This is a genomic window from Actinomadura sp. 9N215, from assembly GCF_044326345.1.
GTDB lineage: Bacteria > Actinomycetota > Actinomycetes > Streptosporangiales > Streptosporangiaceae > Spirillospora.
In genome coordinates this window covers 39,266-57,799 of the sequence record NZ_JBIRBA010000005.1, presented here as the reverse complement: position 1 = coordinate 57,799, position 18,534 = coordinate 39,266, and the positions used below count along the sequence as shown (strand labels likewise).

At 73.2% G+C, this 18,534-nt stretch carries 18 protein-coding genes; 8 read left to right on the top strand and 10 right to left on the bottom strand.

Annotated elements, in window-relative coordinates; genetic code table 11:
- Positions 1-94 precede the first annotated feature (94 nt).
- The gene (locus ACH34T_RS10615) at positions 95-1,417 is read left to right on the top strand and encodes a salicylate synthase (protein WP_395991853.1); all 1,323 of its coding nucleotides are present in this window, start codon (positions 95-97) and stop codon (positions 1,415-1,417) included.
- Between the two features lie 27 nt (positions 1,418-1,444).
- Here the strand turns inward: ACH34T_RS10615 and ACH34T_RS10610 are convergent, their stop codons facing one another.
- The 5 genes from ACH34T_RS10610 to ACH34T_RS10590 are packed head-to-tail and all read right to left on the bottom strand — an operon-like array spanning position 1,445 to position 6,551.
- Positions 1,445-2,542, bottom strand: coding sequence for a glycerate kinase (locus tag ACH34T_RS10610; protein ID WP_395991852.1), 1,098 nt, complete (start codon positions 2,540-2,542; stop codon positions 1,445-1,447).
- Entirely contained in the window at positions 2,539-3,387 is an 849-nt protein-coding gene (locus tag ACH34T_RS10605; RefSeq protein WP_395991851.1) for a shikimate dehydrogenase family protein, read from the bottom strand. The genes ACH34T_RS10610 and ACH34T_RS10605 overlap by 4 nt, the downstream gene beginning before the upstream one ends.
- Positions 3,388-3,409: 22 nt before the next feature.
- Positions 3,410-4,213 (bottom strand): enoyl-CoA hydratase/isomerase family protein, encoded by an 804-nt coding sequence (locus ACH34T_RS10600; protein WP_395991850.1) that lies wholly within the window; start codon positions 4,211-4,213, stop codon positions 3,410-3,412.
- Positions 4,210-5,784, bottom strand: coding sequence for an acyl CoA:acetate/3-ketoacid CoA transferase (locus tag ACH34T_RS10595; protein ID WP_395991849.1), 1,575 nt, complete (start codon positions 5,782-5,784; stop codon positions 4,210-4,212). The genes ACH34T_RS10600 and ACH34T_RS10595 overlap by 4 nt, the downstream gene beginning before the upstream one ends.
- Positions 5,781-6,551 (bottom strand): SDR family NAD(P)-dependent oxidoreductase, encoded by a 771-nt coding sequence (locus tag ACH34T_RS10590; protein WP_395991848.1) that lies wholly within the window; start codon positions 6,549-6,551, stop codon positions 5,781-5,783. The genes ACH34T_RS10595 and ACH34T_RS10590 overlap by 4 nt, the downstream gene beginning before the upstream one ends.
- Before the next feature lie 50 nt (positions 6,552-6,601).
- Between ACH34T_RS10590 and ACH34T_RS10585 the strand changes: the two genes are divergently transcribed.
- Genes ACH34T_RS10585 through ACH34T_RS10570 form a run of 4 tightly spaced genes read left to right on the top strand, consistent with a single transcriptional unit; the run spans position 6,602 to position 10,909 of the window.
- The gene (locus tag ACH34T_RS10585) at positions 6,602-7,678 is read left to right on the top strand and encodes an amidohydrolase family protein (protein ID WP_395991847.1); all 1,077 of its coding nucleotides are present in this window, start codon (positions 6,602-6,604) and stop codon (positions 7,676-7,678) included.
- 29 nt (positions 7,679-7,707) lie between these two features.
- Complete coding sequence (locus ACH34T_RS10580; protein ID WP_395991846.1) at positions 7,708-8,868, top strand: Gfo/Idh/MocA family protein; 1,161 nt, start codon at positions 7,708-7,710, stop codon at positions 8,866-8,868.
- Entirely contained in the window at positions 8,865-10,058 is a 1,194-nt protein-coding gene (locus ACH34T_RS10575) for a dihydrodipicolinate synthase family protein (RefSeq protein ID WP_395991845.1), read from the top strand. The genes ACH34T_RS10580 and ACH34T_RS10575 overlap by 4 nt, the downstream gene beginning before the upstream one ends.
- Positions 10,055-10,909 carry a sugar phosphate isomerase/epimerase family protein gene (locus ACH34T_RS10570; protein ID WP_395991844.1) on the top strand — a complete coding sequence of 285 codons (855 nt, stop codon included), beginning with the start codon at positions 10,055-10,057 and terminating at the stop codon, positions 10,907-10,909. Before ACH34T_RS10575 ends, ACH34T_RS10570 begins: the two co-directional genes overlap by 4 nt.
- Positions 10,910-10,968: 59 nt before the next feature.
- On the opposite strand, the gene ACH34T_RS10565 is transcribed toward ACH34T_RS10570, so the two are convergent.
- Entirely contained in the window at positions 10,969-11,994 is a 1,026-nt protein-coding gene (locus tag ACH34T_RS10565) for a LacI family DNA-binding transcriptional regulator (protein WP_395991843.1), read from the bottom strand.
- Between the two features lie 185 nt (positions 11,995-12,179).
- Between ACH34T_RS10565 and ACH34T_RS10560 the strand changes: the two genes are divergently transcribed.
- The 3 genes from ACH34T_RS10560 to ACH34T_RS10550 all read left to right on the top strand — a co-directional run bounded on the left by ACH34T_RS10560 (position 12,180) and on the right by ACH34T_RS10550 (position 14,943).
- On the top strand, positions 12,180-13,007 hold the full coding sequence (locus tag ACH34T_RS10560; protein WP_395991842.1) for an ABC transporter permease: 828 nt from the start codon (positions 12,180-12,182) through the stop codon (positions 13,005-13,007).
- Between the two features lie 101 nt (positions 13,008-13,108).
- Positions 13,109-14,116 (top strand): ABC transporter substrate-binding protein, encoded by a 1,008-nt coding sequence (locus tag ACH34T_RS10555; protein WP_395991841.1) that lies wholly within the window; start codon positions 13,109-13,111, stop codon positions 14,114-14,116.
- 35 nt (positions 14,117-14,151) lie between these two features.
- Complete coding sequence (locus ACH34T_RS10550) at positions 14,152-14,943, top strand: ABC transporter ATP-binding protein (protein ID WP_395991840.1); 792 nt, start codon at positions 14,152-14,154, stop codon at positions 14,941-14,943.
- A 77-nt stretch (positions 14,944-15,020) separates the two neighbouring features.
- On the opposite strand, the gene ACH34T_RS10545 is transcribed toward ACH34T_RS10550, so the two are convergent.
- From ACH34T_RS10545 to ACH34T_RS10530, 4 genes are read right to left on the bottom strand one after another with little or no spacing between them, the layout of a single operon-like run.
- Complete coding sequence (locus ACH34T_RS10545; protein WP_395991839.1) at positions 15,021-16,031, bottom strand: amidohydrolase family protein; 1,011 nt, start codon at positions 16,029-16,031, stop codon at positions 15,021-15,023.
- On the bottom strand, positions 16,028-16,840 hold the full coding sequence (locus ACH34T_RS10540) for an ABC transporter permease (RefSeq protein ID WP_395991838.1): 813 nt from the start codon (positions 16,838-16,840) through the stop codon (positions 16,028-16,030). Before ACH34T_RS10540 ends, ACH34T_RS10545 begins: the two co-directional genes overlap by 4 nt.
- Positions 16,837-17,631: an ABC transporter ATP-binding protein gene (locus ACH34T_RS10535; RefSeq protein WP_395991837.1), complete on the bottom strand. Its 795-nt coding sequence runs from the start codon at positions 17,629-17,631 to the stop codon at positions 16,837-16,839. Before ACH34T_RS10535 ends, ACH34T_RS10540 begins: the two co-directional genes overlap by 4 nt.
- Complete coding sequence (locus tag ACH34T_RS10530) at positions 17,628-18,485, bottom strand: ABC transporter permease (RefSeq protein WP_395991836.1); 858 nt, start codon at positions 18,483-18,485, stop codon at positions 17,628-17,630. Before ACH34T_RS10530 ends, ACH34T_RS10535 begins: the two co-directional genes overlap by 4 nt.
- Positions 18,486-18,534 lie beyond the last annotated feature (49 nt).

Below are 18,534 nucleotides of genomic sequence, written 5' to 3'. Positions count from 1 at the left end.
GCTTCACCGCCGTCGGTTAGGTTAGCCTTGCCTCTTAAAATCCCACAAGGTTAGCCTTACCTAAGTTTGGACCGTTCCGGCCCATGAGAGGGAGTTGGCTACCTTGTACTCCGGTCTGCGCGCATATGCGAACCCCGTCGAGCTGGTCGTCGAGTACACCGCGGACCCGCTCGCGCTGATGGCCAGGCTGGCCGGATCGGGCCTGTTCGACGACTACGTCGTCTACGAGCGCCCCGGCGCCTGGACGTTCGCGGGCGGCCTGCTCGGCGAGGTCGTCCTCGACGCCGGCGAGGTGCGGGTCCGGTGGCCCGACCGGCCCCCGGCCACCAGGACCTGGACGGAGGGACGGCCCGCCGACGCGCTCCGCGAGGTGTTCGCCGACGTCCCGCTGCCCGCCTGGAACGCCTACGGCTGGATCGCGTTCGAGTTCGCCGCGTCGCCGCCCCGGGGCCGGCTCGCGCACCTGATCGTCCCCCGCGTCGAGGTCCGCGCCGAGGCCGGCCGCGCCCGCGTCACCGGCGTCGACGCCTACGAGGCCGAACAGGTCGCGAAGCTGCTGGCCAAGGCCGACGCGCTCACCGTGGGCACGCCCTCGCCGGTCGACGTCCGCGTCGGGGACGGCCGCTACCGCGCCCAGGTCGCCGAGGCCGTCGCGGAGATCAAGGCCGGTCGCTACCAGAAGGTGATCGTGTCGCGGCGGCTGGACATCCCCTACCCCGTCGATACCGTGTCGACGTTCGTACGGGGCCGCCGCGCGAACACCCCCGCGCGCTCCTTCCTGTTCGATCTGGGCGGCTTCCAGGCCGCCGGCTTCAGCCCCGAGGTCCTCGTCAGCGTGGACGCCGCCGGACGCGTCATGACCCAGCCCCTCGCCGGGACCCGCGCGTTCGGCCTGGGCGCCGACGCCGACGCCCACACCCGCCGCGACCTGGAGACCGACCCCAAGGAGATCTACGAGCACGCCGTGTCGGTCCGCACCTCCCAGGACGAGCTGTACCGGGTCTGCGATCCCGCGTCCGTGCAGGTCACCGGGTTCATGGCCGTCAAGGAGCGCGGCAGCGTGCAGCACCTCGGCTCCACCGTCAGCGGCGCCCTCGCGCCCGGCCGCACCTCGTGGGACGCGCTGGACGCCCTCTTCCCCGGCGTCACCGCGTCCGGCATCCCCAAGCCCGAGGCGATCGACGCCATCACCCGCCTGGACGAGCACCGCGGCCTGTACTCGGGCGCCGTCCTCACCGTCTCCCACGACGGCGCCCTCGACTCGGCCCTCGTCCTCCGCGCCCTCTACAACCGCGACGGCCACGCCTGGCTCCGCGCCGGCGCGGGCATCGTCGACGCGTCCACCCCCGACCGCGAATACGAGGAGACCTGCGAAAAACTCGCCAGCATCGCCCCCCACATCGTCCCCCTCCCGTGACGTCGAGGGGAGGGCTCGCGGGCGCGGCTACGCCCCGGAACCGGGCAGGCCGGCCGCGAGGCGTCCGGCGGCGCGGCGGAGGTGGTGCTCGGGGTGTTCCATCGCCTCCCGTTCCGATCCGGCGAGGTCGGCGAGGCTGATCGTCGCCACGTCCGGGCGGCCGGCTGTCGTGGTTCCGGCGATCACGGCTGCCGGGACGCCGTGCCGCTGCGCCAGCCCGAGGACGTGGCCTGTGATCTTGCCGGTGTAGGACTGCTCGTCGTGGCGGCCCTCCCCCGTGACGACGAGCGCGGCGCCGGGGATACGGTCCGGGAGGCCGCTCAGGTCGGACAGGTGCCGGGCGCCGGACGCCATCGTGGCGCCCCAGCAGGCCGCCAGGCCGTATCCGATCCCGCCCGCGGCGCCCGCTCCGGGGGCGTCCGGGTCGGCGCCGACGACGTCCGCCCACCGGCGGAGGGCGCCGTCGAGGACCCGCGCCAGCGCGGGGTCGGCGCCCTTCTGCGGGCCGAAGACCGCGGCGGCGCCGCGCGGGCCGAAGAGGGGCGCTTCGACGTCGCAGAGGAGGAGGACGCCGTCCGGCGGAGGATCCAGCAGGTCAGCGGCGTCGGCGCGGGTCACCGCCAGGAGCCCGGCGCCTCCCGGCGGGACGTCGTCGCCGTGCGGGCCGGTCGTGCGGAGGCCCAGTTCGCGCAGGCAGCCGGAGCCGCCGTCGGTGGAGGCGGAGCCGCCGAGGCCGACGACGATCCTTCGGGCGGACATGCGGAGGGCCTCGCGGAGGACGGTGCCGAGCGGGGCACTGTCGGCGCCGGACGGGTCGTCGGTGCCGACTAGGGGCAGCCCGCAGCATTCCGCCAATTCCACTATCGCCGTGCCGTCGTCGAGCATGAGCCATCGCGCTGTGTGCGGGCCTTTCGGCAGTGTCACCGTCGTGGTGTGGACGGACGCGTCCGGGCGCGCGGCCAGCACTGTGTCGAGCGTGCCCTCGCCGCCGTCCGCCTGGGGCAGGCGTTCGGTCACCACGTCGGGGCGCACGCGCCGGAAGCCCTCGGCCATCGCCTCGGCGGCCTTCGCCGCCGTCAGGGTCGACTTGAACGAGTCGGGCGCCAGCACCACCCGGAGCGTCACGGGCGCGGGTCTCCCTCCGCGAGCAGCGGGGCCACGGCCCGCCGCATCGTCTCGGTCGGGTCGGGAAGGCCCGTCCACCGGCACCATGCGGCGGCCGCCTGCGCGACCAGCATCCCGTCGCCGTTGGACGCTCGCATGCCGCGGGCGCGGGCCTGGCGCACCAGCTCGGTCTCCGCCGGGATGTACACGACGTCGAACACGGCGGCGGACGGGGCGAGGAGGCCGACGTCGACGACCGGGCCCGGCGACAGCATGCCCACGGAGGTCGCGTTGACGAACAGGTCGGCGTCCGCCAGGCGGTCGCGGGCGCGCGGGTCGTCGAAGGCGAGGGGCTCGATCGACGCGGCGTCGCCGAGATCGTCCGCGAGGCGTCGGGGCAGGTCGGCGTCGAGGTCCAGGACGGTGAGGCGGCCCGCGCCCGCGGTGGCCAGGCCGTAGACGGCCGCGTGGCCGACGCCGCCCGAGCCCGCGACGACCACGGACCGTCCTTTCACGTCCCCGCCCAGGCAGTCGCGGACGCCCGCCATGAAGCCCACGACGTCGGTGTTGAATCCGATCAGGCGTCCGTCTTCAGAGGCGGCGACGCTGTTGACCGCGCCGATGGCGCGGGCGCCCGGCTCGATCTCGTCGAGCAGGTCCATCACCAGCAGCTTGTACGGTGCGGTGATCTGGAAGCCCATCCATCCGTTGCGGCGCGCCTCGGCCACCTGTTCGGCGAGGCCCGCCTCGTCCACCTCGCGCAGCTCGTACCGGGCGTGGACGCCCGCCGCCTCGAACGCCGCGTTGTGCATGACCGCCGAGTGCCGTCTCCGCAAGGGACGGCCGAAGAGGGCGACTGTGCGCATCAGCTTCTCCAGTCTGTCGTGGTCACCGGCCGGTGAACCGGGCGGGGCGCTTGGCGAGGAAGGCGTCCGCGCCCTCCAGGACGTCGTCGGTCGCGAACACGGTCTCGGAGCCGTCGAGCTCGTCGGCGAGACCGTCCTCCAGAGCGGTCTCGGCGGACAGGTCGAGCAGCCGCTTCGCGACCCGCATCGCGACGGGCCCGCGCGAGGCGAGCGTCCCGGCCATGCGGCGTGCCGCGTCCACGGCCTGCCCGTCGTCGACGACGCGGGTGACCAGGCCGATCGCGAGCGCCGCCGCCGCGTCGACCGGCTCGCCGAGCAGGATCATCTCCTTGGCGCGGGCGAGCCCGATCGTCCGCGGCAGCCGCTGCGTGCCGCCGCTGCCCGGCGTCACGCCGAGCTTCAGCTCGGGCATCCCGAGCTTGGACCGGCGGGTCGCGATCCGGAAGTCGCAGCACAGCGCTAGTTCGAGGCCGCCGCCGAGGGCGTGGCCCTCGATCGCCGCGACGGTCGGCACCGGGAGCCGGGCGAGCTGCCGGTAGACCAGACGCTCCAGCAGCAGCTTGTCCTCGGCGACCCGGCCGTGCAGGTCGCGGAACTCGGCGATGTCGGACCCGGCGCAGAACGCCCTGCCCCCGGCGCCGTGCACGACGACCGCCCTGACCCGCGGGTCGCGCGCGACCGCGTGGAGCGCCGCGCGCAGCTGCCGCGTCAGCTCGCGCGACACCACGTTCATCGGCGGGTTGTCCAGGACGATCTCCGCGCACGCCCCCGGGACCAGGTGCACGAGGTCCTTCCCGCCGCCGTCGCGGTCGCCGTCGCCGGTCATGTCGCGGCCTCCTTCTCCGTGAGGTCGGCCGCCAGGCCCATCGGCGCGGCGGCGAACAGGCGCGGGTCCATCAGGGCGGGCGTGGCGGGGACGGCGGGCGCGATGTCCATGTGGGCCAGGACGTCCTTGTCCACGTCGACGCCGGGCGCGACCTCGATCAGCGCCAGTCCGTCGGGCGTCAGCTCGAACACGGCGCGTTCGGTGACGTACCTGACCGACTGGCCCTTCTCCGCCGCCAGCCGCCCGTTGAAGCTGATCTCCGTCACCGCGTCGACGAACTTGCGGTGGCGTCCCTCGCGCAGGATCGTCAGGGCCCCGTCGTCGACGGCGACGCGGAGCCCTCCGGCGGTGAACGTGCCGACGAAGCAGAGCCGCCGCGTCCGCGTGCTGATGTTGACGAACCCGCCGGGCCCGCGCGGACGGTCGTCGAACGCGTGCACGTTCACGTTCCCGTGCCGGTCGACCTGCGCGAACGACAGGCTGGCGATGTCGAGCCCGCCGCCGTCGTAGAAGTCGAACATCGACGGCTGTTCGAGGCGCGCCTGGTAACCGTGCCCCGCGCCGCCGTCGCCGCCGAAGGCCGGCACCCCGCCGAAGACGCCCTGCTCGACGGTGAGCGTCAGCACGTCCGCGACGCCCTCCTCGGCGGCGACGGACCCGATCTGCTGCGAGATCCCGAAGCCGAGGTTGCAGATGTCGCCGCGGCGGAACTCCATGAGCGACCGCCTCGCGATGACCTTCCGGACGTCCAGCGGTGAGGCCGCGACGCCCGAGGACGGGGCGCGCAGTTCCCCCGAGTAGTACGGGGAGTACGCCGTCGCGTAGGTCTGGCGCTGGGCGGCGTCCACGTAGACGAGGTCGACGAGCGCGCCGGGGACGCGGACGTCCGCCGGGCGCAGCGAGCCCCGCGCCGCCAGCCGCTCGACCTGGACGACGACCTTGCCCCCGTTGTTGTGCGCGGCCATCGCCAGCGCGAGCGAGTCGCCGAGGATCGGCTCGTGCTCGAACGTGAGGTTGCCGTCCTCGTCCGCCGTGGTGGCCCGCAGGACGGCGACGTCGATGGGCAGCGCGCGGTAGAGCAGCCATTCGCGTCCGGCGAGCTCGACCACCTCGACGAGGTCCTCGGTGGTGCGCGCGTTCTGCCTGCCGCCCGTCTGCCGCGGGTCGACGTAGGTGCCGAGGCCGACGTGCGTGATGTGGCCGGGGCGCCCGGCGGCCATGTCGCGGCACAGCGCCGAGAGCACGCCCTGCGGAAGCGAGTACGCCTCCAGCGCGCCGTCCGCGACCAGCGCTCCGAGCCGGGGCTCGTTGCCGATGTTGCTGCCGATGGTCCGGCGCGCGAGGCCGGGCAGGCCGAGCTGCGAGAACCCCTTGTCGGCGAAGTCGCCGATGCCGACGACGCGGACGGTGGTCAGGTCGCGCGGGTGGCCGGTCTCGGCGAACCGCGCCGCGAGCGCGTCGATGAACGCCTGCGGCACGCCGTGCCCGGCGCCCGATCCGCCGACCCAGACGGCGTGGCCGTCGCGGACGAGCGCGAGCGCGTCCTGGACGGTCCCGATGGCCGGGCTCATGGCATCAGCCCCCCGCTGTTGGGGTTGAGGGTCTGGCCGATGAGCAGCGCGGACGCGTCCGAAAGCAGGAAGACCACGCAGTCGGCGACCTCGCCGGGCTCGCCGAACCGGCCCAGCGGCAGCTCGGCCATCCGCTTGCGGCCGACCTCGCCCGCCATGACGGTCCGGCCCATGTCGGTGTTGGTGACGCCGGGCGCCACGCTGTTCGCGCGTACGCCGCGCTGCCCGAACTCGCGGGAGATCGACTTGGCGAGCGCGATCAGCCCGGCCTTGGCGCTGGCGTAGTGCGCGACGTGCGGCCAGCCGACCTGGCCGAGGCGGGACGCGATGTTCACGATGCTGCCGGACCCGCGCTCCAGCATCCCGGGCAGCACCGCCTGGCTGGCGTGGAACGCCGCGGTCAGATCGGTGGCGATGACGCGGTCCCACTCGTCCGCGGACGTCTCGAGGAACGGCGTCTCGGGCATGATGCCCGCGTTGTTGACCAGGCCGTCGACGCGGCCGAACCGCCGCTCGGCCGCCGCGACGAACCCGAACACCTGGTCGCGGTCGGTCACGTCGCAGCGGTGGACGTCCGCCTCGGCGCCGAGGGAGCGGGCCTCATCGGCGACGCTCTTCGCCCCGGCCTCGCTCTCCCGGTAGGCGATCGCGACGTCGGCGCCGGCGGCCGCGGCGGCCAGCGCGATCGACCGTCCGAGGCCCCGCCCGCCGCCGGTGACCGCGACCACCCGGCCGTGCAGCGGACCCGACTCGTTTCGATCCGGCATAACCAACTCCTGTAAGCGCTTTCAATTTTCGGTTACCATCTCACAGCGTGATGACCACTTCAAGCCCCCTCCGTGACCCGGGCGGCGGAAGCCTCGGCGGACGCGTCGTCGACGTTCACGCGCACGCCGTGCCCGCCGCCCTGCTCGCCGAGCTGGAGCGCGGCGGGCGCGGCGAACGCAGCGGGCGCGGCCCGGAGCTGCCCGTTCTCACCGATGACCGGCGCGTGCGGTTCGGCGCCCGGCTGACCCCGCCCGTCGCCGACGCCCTCACCGACGTGCGCACCCGCATCGCGGAGATGGACCGCACCGGCGTGGACGTCCAGGTCGTGTCCCCCTGGCTGGAGTTGAGCCCGGACGAGCTCGCCCCCGACGCCGCGACCGGCTTCCTGAACGCCCTGGACGAGGCCATGGCCGCGGTCGTGGCGATGCGTCCCGACCGGCTGCTCGCCCTGTCCCTGCTCGACCGGCACGACCCGGTGTCGGCGGCCGTCCGGCTCAGGCACGCGGCGGCGAGGCCCGGCTTCGCGGGCGGCGAGCTGGCGGCGGGCGGGCCCGGTCCCCGGCTCGACGACGAGCGCTGGGACCCGCTCTGGAAGGCCGCCGCCGACACGGGCGCGCTGATCCTCCTCCACCCCTGGCGGGCGGCGTCGCCGGCGGGCCTGCGCGCCGACCGGCTCGGCGACATCGTTGACAACCCGGCGCAGTCCACGGCGGTCGTCGCCGCCATGGTCCTCGCGGGCGTCTTCGACCGTTTTCCCAGTCTGCGGCTCTGCGTCGTCCACGGGGGCGGGTTCCTCCCCTACCAGGCCGGCAGGCTCGACGCGATCGCCAGGCTCCGCGCCGACTGGACCGACGACCGCGTCCCGCCGAGCACGGCCCTGCGGCGGCTCTACTACGACTCGCTCACCCATTCGGCGACGTCGCTGGCGTGGCTCGTCGACTTCGCCGGGAGCGACCACGTGCTGCTCGGCAGCGACTATCCCTTCCCCACCGGCGATCCGGATGCGGTCGCGGCGGTGGCGGCGGCGCCGGGCCTGAGCGGGGCCCAGCGCGAGGACGTCCTCGGGGGCGCCGCCGCCGGGCTGCTCGGCCGCCGCGCCTTGACAGTCCCGAATCGCATGAAATAGAAAGCGCTTACAGAAATCAGGGAGGTTCCATGGACCAGGTGCGGATCGGCATCATCATGAACGGCGTCACCGGGCGCATGGGGACGCGGCAGCACCTCGACCGCTCGATCACGGCGATCCGGGACCGGGGCGGGCTCGTCCTCCGGGACGGCCGCCGGCTGGTCGTCGACCCCGTCCTCGTCGGGCGCAACCCCGCCAAGCTGGAGGACCTCGCCCGCCGCTACGGCGTCGAACGCTGGACGACCAGCCTCGACGAGGCCCTCGCCAACGACGACGACGCGATCTACTTCGACGCCCAGACGACGAACCTGCGGGCGGAGGCGGTGCGCAAGGCCATCGCCGCCGGCAAGCACATCTTCTGCGAGAAGCCCACGGCCGTCTCGCTCGACGAGGCCCTCGACCTCGCCCGGCTCGCAGACGCGGCCGGGGTCAAGCACGGCGTCGTCCAGGACAAGCTGTTCCTGCCCGGCATCCGCAAGCTGAAGAGGCTCGTCGACGGCGGCTTCTTCGGCACGATGCTGAGCTTCCGGCTGAACTTCGGCTACTGGGTGTTCGAGGGCGACTGGCAGCACCTCAACCGCCCGTCGTGGAACTACCGCGCCGAGGACGGCGGCGGCCTCGTCCTGGACATGTACCCGCACTGGCGCTACCTGATCGACAACACCGTCTCGCCGATCAGGTCGGTGCTGTGCCACAGCGCGATCCACGTCCCGAAGCGCTGGGACGAGGACGGCAGGCCCTACGACTCCACCGCCGAGGACGCCGCCTACGGCCTGTTCGAGCTGGAGAACGGCGTCACCGCGCAGTTCACGACGTCCTGGGCCACCCGCCCCTACCGCGACGAGATCGGCGAGTGGCAGCTCGACGGCACGCACGGCAGCGCGATCGCCGGGCTCCGCGAGTGCCGGACGCAGTCGCGCGCGAACACGCCGATGCCGGTGTGGAACCCCGACATCCCGAACCCGATCGACTTCCGGGCGGGCTGGCAGGAGGTGCCCGACAACGAGGAGTTCGAGAACGCCTTCCGCGTCCAGTGGGAGATGTTCCTGCGGCATGTGGTCGAGGACGCGCCGTTCGGCTGGGACCTCCTCGAAGGCGCCAAGGGCGTCCAGCTCGCCGAGCTGGCGCTGCGGTCGTCGCGCGAGCGCCGCTGGATCGACGTGCCCGAGCTGACGGCCGGGCCGGCGTGACCTCGCTGCTGCTGCCCTCGCCCTCGGCCTCGGCCTCCGGCGCCGCGCTGGAGAAGTACACGATGCGCGGCGCGCCCCGGCCCCTCCCGGGCCGCCGGGACGCGCCGCGCACGCGCCGGGCGTACGCGGCCGCGCACGTCGTGGCCGACCCGCTCGCCACCGCCGACCCGGTGCTCGACCCGGCCGTCGACTGGGACGCGACACTGAGCTTCCGGCACCACCTGTGGGACCTCGGCCTCGGCGTCGCGGAGGCGATGGACACCGCGCAGCGCGGCATGGGGCTGCCGCCCGGGCTCGTCCCGGAGCTGATCGAGCGGTCGTGCCGGGAGGCGGCGGGGCGCGGCGCGGCCATCGCCTGCGGCGCGGGCACCGACGACCTCCCGGCCGACCGTCCCGCGACCCTCGCGGAGATCGAGCGCTCCTACCTGCGCCAGTGCCGGTGGATCGAGGACGCGGGCGGCCAGGTCGTGCTGATGGCCAGCCGGGCGCTCTGCCGGACGGCGCGCTCGGCCGACGACTACCTGGCCGTCTACGGGAAGGTGCTCGGCTCGCTGTCGCGTCCGGCGATCCTGCACTGGCTCGGCGACATGTTCGACCCGAGGCTGGCGGGCTACTGGGGCTCCGCCGACCTCGACGCCGCGGCGGACACCGTCGTCCGGCTGATGGCGGAGAACGCGGGCGCGGTCGACGGCGTCAAGATCTCCCTGCTCGACGCCGGACGCGAGATCGCGCTGCGCCGCCGCCTCCCCGCCGGGACGACGATGTTCACCGGGGACGACTTCAACTATCCCGAGCTCATCAGGGGCGACGACCAGGGCCACAGCGACGCGCTGCTCGGGATCTTCGACGCGATCGCGCCGCTGGCGGCCGAGGCCCTCGCCCTGCTCGACGACGGCGACGCGGACGGCTTCGACCGCGTGCTGGCGCCGACCGTCCCGCTGTCGAGGGCGATCTTCGAGGCCCCGACGTACCACTACAAGACCGGGGTCGTGTTCCTCGCCTACCTGCGCGGCCTCCAGCCGCACTTCGTCATGCTCGGCGGGCACCAGGGCGCCCGGACGATCGGCCATCTCGCCCGCCTGTTCCGGCTCGCCGACCAGGCGGGCCTCGTCGAGGACGCCGAGCTCGCGGCCGACCGCATGCTCGCCGTACTCGCGACGGCCGGGATCGACGGAAGGAGCGCCACATGAGCGCCGAACGACCCGAGCAGCCCGAACGGCCCGAACAGCTGGAACGGCTCGCGATCAACCAGATCACGGTGAAGGGGTGGTCCTTCGAGGAGACCGTGCGCGGGCTCGCGCGGCACGGGATCGGCTGGCTCGGCGCCTGGGTCGGGCCCGTCGAGGAGTACGGCCCGGAGCGCGCGGCGACGCTGCTGCGCGACCACGGGATACGGGTGTCCAGCATGTGCCGCGCCGGGTTCTTCACCGGCAAGAACCCGGACGGCGGCGGGCTCGACCACGACGCCAACCGCCGCGCCGTCGAGCTGACGGCGGCGATCGGCGGGGACGTCCTCTACCTGGTCAGCGGCGGCGTCCGCGACGACCTGGACCTGGAGCGGTCGCGCGCCACCGTGGTGGAGGGGATCGCGGAGCTGGTGCCGTACGCGGCGTCGGCGGGCGTCCGGCTCGCGGTCGAGCCGCTGCATCCGATGATGTGCGCGGAGCGGTCGGTCACGGTGACGCTCGACCAGGCGCTCGACGTCGTCGAGGGGTTCGACCCCGCGCACGTCGGGCTCGCCGTGGACACCTACAACGTGTGGTGGGACCCCGGCCTCCACGCGTCCCTGGCCCGCGCGGCCGGCCGGATCATCGGCTACCAGGTGTGCGACTGGCTGGTGCCGCAGCCGCATCCGACGTTCGGGCGCGGGCTCCCGGGCGACGGCGCGATCGACCTCCGCTCGATCACCCGCGCCGTCGGCGCCGCCGGGTTCGACGGCCCGATCGAGGTGGAGATCTTCAACGAGAAGGTGTGGGCGGCGGACCCCGACGACGTCCTCGCGTCCGTCGTCGCGGGCTTCCCCCGCCACGTCCTGCCCTGACCGGGCGGGTCGCGCCCGGTGAGCCGTGCGGCTCGCCGGGCGCGCCGGCCTGCCCTCCCCTATGTGGGCGCGACGGCGCTCTCGCGGAGCGCGAGCTTCCCCTCGATCTCCACCACGTGCCGGGGGGACGGCGGACGCAACGCGAGGTCCATCGCCGTCTCGCCGACCCGCTCCAGCGGGATCTCCACCGTGGTCAGCGGCGGTACGGCGTCGAGCGCCGCGGGCAGGCCGCCGAACCCGGTCACCGACACCTCGTCCGGGACGGAGGTCCCGTTCGCGCGCAGCCACGACAGCGCGCCGAGCGCCATGACGTCGGCGACGGCCATCAGGCAGCGCGGCGGGTTTCGGCGGGTCATCAGCGTCTGCGCGCCGGTCAGCCCGCCCTCGCGCGACAGGTCGGCGTAGACGATGTCGTCGCGGCGCAGGACGATGCCGTGGTCCTTCAGGCCCTGCTTGAGGCCCTGCACCCGGTCGCGCACGGTGAGCAGCCGCAGCGGGCCCGCGACGACGCCGAACGACGTGTGCCCGAGCTCCACCATCGCGCGGGCCAGTTCGCGCATGCCGCCGGCGTTGTCGATCTGGACGAGGTGCCCGATGTCGCGTCCGCGCGTCACCGACACGACCGAGCCGCCCGACTCCTGGTAGGCGCGCAGCTCGGCGCGCATGGCGGCGTTGTGGGCGGTGTCGCGGAACGCGCTGCCGGCGAGGATCAGCGCCCGCACCCGCTGGTCGATGAGCCGCTTGACGTATTCGAGCTCGCGGGCCGGGTCGCGGTAGGTGCACACCATGTTGACGAGGAGGTCCTCGCGCTCGGCCACCGTGATGACGCCGCCGCTGAGCAGGGCGAAGTAGCTGTCGCGGACGTCGTGGACGACGAGCCCGACGCTCGTCGAGGACGACGTCGCGAGCGCGCGGGCGTGCGGGTTGACCCGGTAGCCGAGCTCGGCCGCGGCGGCCAGGACACGCTCGCGGAGCGCGACCCGGCCGCCGTAGTTCGGATCGCTCAGCATCCGCGACGCGGTCGCGATCGAGACGCCGGCGCGCGCGGCGACGTCCTGCAGTCGGACCAGATTGCGATCGGCCATGGGTGTCGGTTCCTCCCGGGTGCGGGTCCGTTCCGGGGTGCGGGGATCGTCCCTCGCAACGGCCCGGTCCGCCACATCGTGGCGGAATCCGTAAGCGCTTACAACTCTGACCCTTGACGTGAGTCTCATCACCTGCATACATTGCCAGCGCCTGAAATTGAAAGCGCTTACCGTTAGGGTCTGCCATGGCGAACTCCGCACTCCTCCGCCGTCCCCGCCTCCGCCGGCCCCGCTGGGGGTGGGCCGCGGCCGTGTGGCGGCCCGCGCTGCTGCTCGTCGCGGTCCTGGCCGTGTGGAAGGCCGTCACCGCGCTGGGGCTCGTCGAGAGCTACCTCGTCCCCGCCCCGATGGACACCTGGCACCGGTTCGCCGACAACGCCGGCTACCTCTGGGACGCCTCGCTCGTCACGACCGCCGAGACCCTCGCGGGCTTCGCGGCCGCCGTCGTCCTCGGGCTCCTCGCGGCGCTGCTGATGGCCTACGCCCCCGCGCTGGAGAAGACCGTGTACCCGGTGCTCGTCTTCGCCCAGGTCGTGCCGAAGATCGCCGTCGCGCCGCTGTTCGTGGTGTGGCTCGGCTTCGGCTTCTCGCCGAAGGTACTGATGGCCGCGTTCATCGCCTTCTTCCCCGTCGTCGTCGCCGGGTTCACCGGCCTGAAGTCGATCGACCCGGACCTCATCGAGCTGTCCGCGACGATGAACGCGACCCGGCTGCAGGCGTTCGTCCGGTTCCGCTTCCCGGCGGCGCTGCCGTTCATCATGAGCGGGCTGAAGGTCGCGGTCACGCTCGCCGTCACCGGCGCGGTCGTCGGCGAGTTCGTCGGCGCCGACAGCGGGCTCGGCTACGTGATCGTCGAGGCCACCGGCAACGTGGACACCGCGATGCTCTACGCCGCGCTGATCCTGCTGTCGCTGATCGGCGTGGTGCTGTTCATGCTGGTCGAACTCGCCGAGCGGCTGCTGATGCCGTGGCACAGCTCGCGCCGTCAACCCGGCGACACCACCGCCACCTGACCGTCCGCCGGACCTCGTCCTCCGCGCACCACGCCCTCCGCCGGACGCCACCTTCCGCCGGACATCGCCGGCCCATCGCAGAACCCCTGGGGGGAGAACCCATGAAACGCATGCTCACGTCGTCCGCCGCGGTCGTCGCCGGTCTCGCCGTCGTCCTCACGTCGGCCGCCTGCGGCGACGCCGCCGGGGCCAAGGGCGGCGGCAAGGAGAAGGTCACGCTGATGCTGAACTTCTACCCGTACGGCGACCACGTGCCGTACTACTTCGGGAAGAAGAAGGGGATCTTCGACAGGCACGGCATCGACCTCAAGATCGTCCCGGGCAAGGGGTCGAACGCGGTGGCGCAGGCCGTCGCCGCGGGCAAGGCCGACTTCGGCGTCGTCGACACCGCCGCCGTCCTCACCAGCGTCGACGCGGGCGTCAAGGTCAAGAGCATCGGCTCGTTCTTCCAGACCTCGCCGTCCGCGGTGCAGTTCTTCAACGGGTCCGGCATCGCGAAGCCGCAGGACCTGAAGGGCAGGACGGTCGCGCTCACCTCCGGCGACCCGTACGCCGACGTCCTGCCCGCGTTCCTCAAGGCCAACGGCGTCCCGGCGGGCGAGGTCAAGACCGTGAACGTGCAGCCGGCCGCCAAGATCGCCGCCGTGATCAGCGGCAAGGCCGACGCGCTGGTCGGCTTCATCAGCGACCAGGGCCCGACCATCACGGAGAAGACCGGCAAGCCGACCGGCTACCTGCTGTTCTCCGACTGGGGCGTGAAGACGCTCGGCGCCGGGCTGGTGGCGTCCGACCGGGCGCTCGCCAAGGACTCGAAGCTGGCCGCGTCGCTCTGGAAGGCCACCAGCGAGTCGTTCGCCGCCGCCGTCAAGGAGCCGGACGCCGCCGTCGCGTCGATGGAGGGCGCGAGCCCGAGCCTGCCCGCGCAGAAGGTGCTCGCCGAGCAGTGGAAGCGCGCCTCCCGCCTCCTGCACACCCAGCGGACCGGGTCGGCGGCGCCGGGCGTCAACGACGAGGCCGACTGGAACGACACCATCAAGCTGTTCGCCGGTCTCGGCGTCCTCAAGTCGGCCCGCCCGGCCGCCACCTACTGGAAGCCGGTCGGCCGATGACCGGCCCGCGACGCAGGACGAAGGAGGGAACGGCCGTGGCGGACGGCACGCGCGACGACATCGAGATCCGCGACGTGACGGTGCGGTTCACCACGAAGAGCAAGACCACGGTCGCCCTGGAGAACGCGTCGTTCTCCGTCCGGCCGCGGGAGTTCGTCTCGATCGTCGGGCCGTCGGGGTGCGGCAAGTCGACGCTGCTCAAGCTGGTCGCCGGGCTCGTCCGGCCGACCGGGGGCGAGCTGACGCTGCGCGGCGAGCGGGTCCGCGCGACCAGCGCGGAGATCGGCTTCGTGTTCCAGAAGGCGGCGCTGCTGGAGTGGCGCACGGTCCGCCGCAACATCACGCTCCAGGGCGAGATGCGGCGGATGCCGAAGAAGGAGGTCGAGCGGCGGGCCCGCGAGCTGATGGAGATGACCGGACTGCTGGAGTTCGCCGACGCGATGCCGCACGAGCTGTCCGGCGGGATGCAGCAGCGGGCGTCGCTGTGCCGGGCGCTGCTGCACCGGCCGTCGGTGCTGCTCATGGACGAGCCGTTCGGCGCCCTCGACGCGCTGACCCGCGAGGCGATGAACGTCGAGCTGCGGCGGATCTGGCGGGAGACCGGGACCACCGTCCTCCTCGTCACCCACTCCGTCGCCGAGGCGGTCTACCTGTCGGACCGCGTCGTCGCGATGACCGCCCGCCCCGGCCGCGTCGCGGAGATCCTGGACGTCGACCTGCCGCTCGACCGCGACTACTCCGCGACGATGCGCGCCGAGGAGTTCGGCCGCAAGACGTCCGCGCTGCGGGCCCTGCTCGGCAGCGTCCACGACGGCTCGCACGACTGACACCCGCGCCGCGCGCAGGCCATGGCCGTGCCGCCGTCCCGGACCTCCCGGGACGGCGGCACAGCCGTTCGGCGGCGTCACCCGTCGGAGAGCCGCATCAGGCGCAGGATGTTGCGGTGGTAGATGCGGTCGCGCTCGCCGTCCGGGATGTCGAGGGCGTCCAGGACGCGGATGGTCTCCCGGATGTAGAGGGGGCCGCCCTCGGGGTCGAAGGGGCAGTCGGTGCCGAACACGACATGGTCCGCGCCGAAGAAGTCCAGGCCGCACCGGGTCCCGATGTCGGAGCCCGACAGCGACGTGTCGGCGTAGAACTTGCGGAAGTGGTCGAGCGGCCGCCGCGGCGCGTCCCGGAGGCGCTCGAAGTCCGCGCCGGACGTGCGGCTGCCGAGCTGGGGGCCCCAGCCGACCCCGATCCGGCCCTCCAGGTACGGGATCATCGCGCCCATGTGATGCGTGATGATCTTGAGGTCGGGGTGCCGCTCGAACAGGCCGGAGAACACCAGCCGGGCCATGGCCGCGCTGGTCTCGTACGGCCAGCCGAACGCCCACCAGATCTCGTACCGGGAGGCGTCCTCGGTGGCGTAGTCGGCGAACGCCGCCGTGCGGGCCGGATGCATCCAGACGGGCAGGTCCCGCGCGGCCATCTCGGCGAACACGCCGGCGAACGCGGGATCGTCCAGCGGCCGCCCGTTGACGTTGGTGAACACCTGCACGCCGCGGGCGCCGAGGTCGTCGACCGCGTACGCCAGCTCGGCGAGCGCGGCGTCCGGGTGGTCCATCGGCAGGGAGCCGACGAAGGCCGGGAACCGGTCGGGGCGCTTGTCGCACAGCTCGCGCATCGAGTCGTTGGCGAGCCGGGCCAGCGCCGGCGACTCACCCGGCCCGGCGATCAGCTCGATCGGCGGCGAGGACAGCGTGAGCACCTGCTGGTAGCCGTCGCCGAACTCGTCCATGATCCGGAGCCGCTCGTCCAGGTCGTGCAGCGCCGGCAGCTCCAGCCAGCGCTTGAACGCGGCCGGGTCGGCGATCTCCCGCATCCGCGCGAAGTACGGCTCGGGCAGGATGTGGCTGTAGGCGTCGATCTTCATCGGTCTCCTCGTGATGTCCGCGGCACCCAGCGGGTGATCCTCCGGTCGACGGCCTGCACCAGGGCCACCGCGCCGAGCGCGACGGCGATGATCACCAGGAGCACCGCCAGGACGCTCGCGCCGTCGAAGCGCCCGCCCGCCTGGGTCACGACGCGGCCCAGGCCGACCACGGCGATGAACATCTCGCCGTTGATCATTCCGGTGACGGCGCGTCCGACGCCGAGCCGGACGCCCGCCATGATCATGGGTGCGGCGGCGGGCAGCATGACGCGCAGCAGCACCTTCCCCTCGCTCGCGCCGTACGAGCGCGCCATCTCCACCAGGTGCCCCGGCACCGCCTGGATCGCCGCCGCCGTGTTGATGATCATGACGAACATCGCGTACATGACGACGACGGCGACGATCGAGCCGCGGCCCTCGCCGAGCAGCGAGAAGAAGATCGGCGCGAAGACCAGCGACGGCGCCGTGAGCAGCGCGTAGACGTACACGCCGAGCGCCGCCTCGACCTTGCGGTAGCGGCCCATCGCCACCCCGATCGCCAGTCCCCCGGCGAGCGAGACGGCGAAGCCCAGGACGAGGTTGATCAGGCTGTCGCGCAGGCTGCTGAAGATCAGCCCGCTGGACGCCATGTCGGCGAGCCGGTCCAGCACCGTGCTCAGCGGCGGGAAGAACGACGCGTCCGCCAGGTGCCCGACCAGCTCCCAGGCCGCCGCGGCGGCGGCCAGGCTGACCGGCGCCGCCGGCAGCCGCCGCCAGGACGAGCGCCCGCGCGCCCGCGCACCGCCTTGGCGTTCCACGACCGCGCTCATCCGGCCGCCTTGGCCGGACGGTGCTCCGCGTGCATGTCGCGCAGCCTGTCCCACAGGTACGCCGTGAGGTCGACGTACTCCCCGGAGCGTTCCAGCGCGCCGACGTCGCTCGAACGCGGCCGCTCCAGCGGGACGGGCACGATCTCGGCGATCTGCCCGGGCCGCGCGCTCATCAGCACCACGCGGTCGCCGAGCAGCACCGCCTCCTCCATGCTGTGCGTGATGAACACGACCGTCAGCCGCCGCTCCTCCCAGATGGACAGCAGTTCCTCCTGGAGCAGGCGGCGGGTCTGCTCGTCGACGGCGCCGAACGGCTCGTCCATGAGCAGCACCTGCGGCTGGACGGCGAGCGCCCGGGCCAGGCCCACGCGCTGCTGCATGCCGCCGGACAGCTCACCGGGCCGCTTGGTCTCGAACCCCGCCAGGCCTACGGTGCCGATCAGCGCGCGGGCGCGCTCCTCGCGCTCGGCGCGTCCGACGCCGCGCATCCGGAGCCCGAAGGCCACGTTGTCCAGCACGGTCGCCCACGGGAGCAGCGCGAAGTTCTGGAACACCATGCTGCGGTCGGGGCCGGGCCCGCGCACCGGCGCGCCGTCGATGCGGATGTCGCCGTCGTCCCACGGGATGAGGCCCGCGATCGTCTTCAACAGGGTGGTCTTCCCGCAGCCGCTCGGCCCGAGGACGGTCAGGAACTCGTTGGCGCGGACGTCGAGGTCGACGTCGTGCAGCGCCTCGACGAGGCCGCCGTCCTGGCCGACGTACGTCTTCCGCAACCCGCGGATCTCGATCATCGAACGCTCCTTGCCGTGGTGGTGCGTGCCCATCGGGTCAGCTTGCGTTCGGCCCACCGCGCGACGGAGATCAGCAGCAGCGCCTCCGCCAGGATGATCACGATGGTGCCGTAGAGGAGCGGGGCCTTGAACAGGCCGCGGTACTCCAGGATCAGCCCGCCGAGCGCGTCGGAGACCATGAGCAGCTCGACGATGACCATGCCGGTGACCGCGCGGCCGAGGCCCAGCCTGATGCCCGTCATGATCGCCGGCAGCGCGCCGGGCAGCAGGATCCGCGTCCAGATGGCCCGCTCGTCCGCCCCGAACGAGCGGGCCATCTCGATCAGCGACGGGTCCACCTGCCGGACCCCGGCCCGGGCGTTCACCACCACCATCACGACCGAGAAGACCGTGACGAGGATGACCCGGGACGCCAGCCCGAAGCCCACCGACATCACCAGCAGCGGGATGATCGCCGCCATCGGGGTGACCAGCAGGATGTTGAGGTACACGTCCGCGAGCCGCTCCAGCGTGCGGAACCGGCCGAGCAGGATGCCGGCCGGCACGCCGACGACGACGGTGATGCCGAAGCCGATGACCAGCGCCTGGTTGCTGACGTACATGGCCCGCCACAGCTCCGCGCTGCCGAGCAGCTCGACGGTCGCCTCGACGGTCTCGGTGAAGCTCGGGATGAGCAGGCCGCCGCGCTGCCGGACGTAGAGCTCCCAGCCCGCCGCGAAGACGGCGAACGTGAGCAGCTGGTACGGCAGATTCCGGTCGGCGACCCGGCGCAGCAGGCCGGGACGCCGCGCGGGACGCGGCCCGGTCGGCGCCCCCGTCCGGCGCGGCGACCGGGACCTCGTCGCCGCGGTCATCGGGCCCCGCCCTTCCAGGGGAGGCCCCCGGGCCGGAGGCCCGAAGATC

Excerpts from the sequence above, each read along its gene's own strand:
- ACH34T_RS10605 (WP_395991851.1), bottom strand. The coding sequence starts at position 3,387 with ATGCGCACAGTCGCCCTCTTCGGCCGTCCCTTGCGGAGACGGCACTCG.
- ACH34T_RS10600 (WP_395991850.1), bottom strand. The coding sequence starts at position 4,213 with ATGACCGGCGACGGCGACCGCGACGGCGGCGGGAAGGACCTCGTGCAC.
- ACH34T_RS10595 (WP_395991849.1), bottom strand. The coding sequence starts at position 5,784 with ATGAGCCCGGCCATCGGGACCGTCCAGGACGCGCTCGCGCTCGTCCGC.
- ACH34T_RS10590 (WP_395991848.1), bottom strand. The coding sequence starts at position 6,551 with ATGCCGGATCGAAACGAGTCGGGTCCGCTGCACGGCCGGGTGGTCGCG.
- ACH34T_RS10585 (WP_395991847.1), top strand. The coding sequence starts at position 6,602 with ATGACCACTTCAAGCCCCCTCCGTGACCCGGGCGGCGGAAGCCTCGGC.
- ACH34T_RS10580 (WP_395991846.1), top strand. The coding sequence starts at position 7,708 with ATGGACCAGGTGCGGATCGGCATCATCATGAACGGCGTCACCGGGCGC.
- ACH34T_RS10570 (WP_395991844.1), top strand. The coding sequence starts at position 10,055 with ATGAGCGCCGAACGACCCGAGCAGCCCGAACGGCCCGAACAGCTGGAA.
- ACH34T_RS10565 (WP_395991843.1), bottom strand. The coding sequence starts at position 11,994 with ATGGCCGATCGCAATCTGGTCCGACTGCAGGACGTCGCCGCGCGCGCC.
- ACH34T_RS10560 (WP_395991842.1), top strand. The coding sequence starts at position 12,180 with ATGGCGAACTCCGCACTCCTCCGCCGTCCCCGCCTCCGCCGGCCCCGC.
- ACH34T_RS10555 (WP_395991841.1), top strand. The coding sequence starts at position 13,109 with ATGAAACGCATGCTCACGTCGTCCGCCGCGGTCGTCGCCGGTCTCGCC.
- ACH34T_RS10545 (WP_395991839.1), bottom strand. The coding sequence starts at position 16,031 with ATGAAGATCGACGCCTACAGCCACATCCTGCCCGAGCCGTACTTCGCG.
- ACH34T_RS10540 (WP_395991838.1), bottom strand. The coding sequence starts at position 16,840 with ATGAGCGCGGTCGTGGAACGCCAAGGCGGTGCGCGGGCGCGCGGGCGC.
- ACH34T_RS10535 (WP_395991837.1), bottom strand. The coding sequence starts at position 17,631 with ATGATCGAGATCCGCGGGTTGCGGAAGACGTACGTCGGCCAGGACGGC.
- ACH34T_RS10530 (WP_395991836.1), bottom strand. The coding sequence starts at position 18,485 with ATGACCGCGGCGACGAGGTCCCGGTCGCCGCGCCGGACGGGGGCGCCG.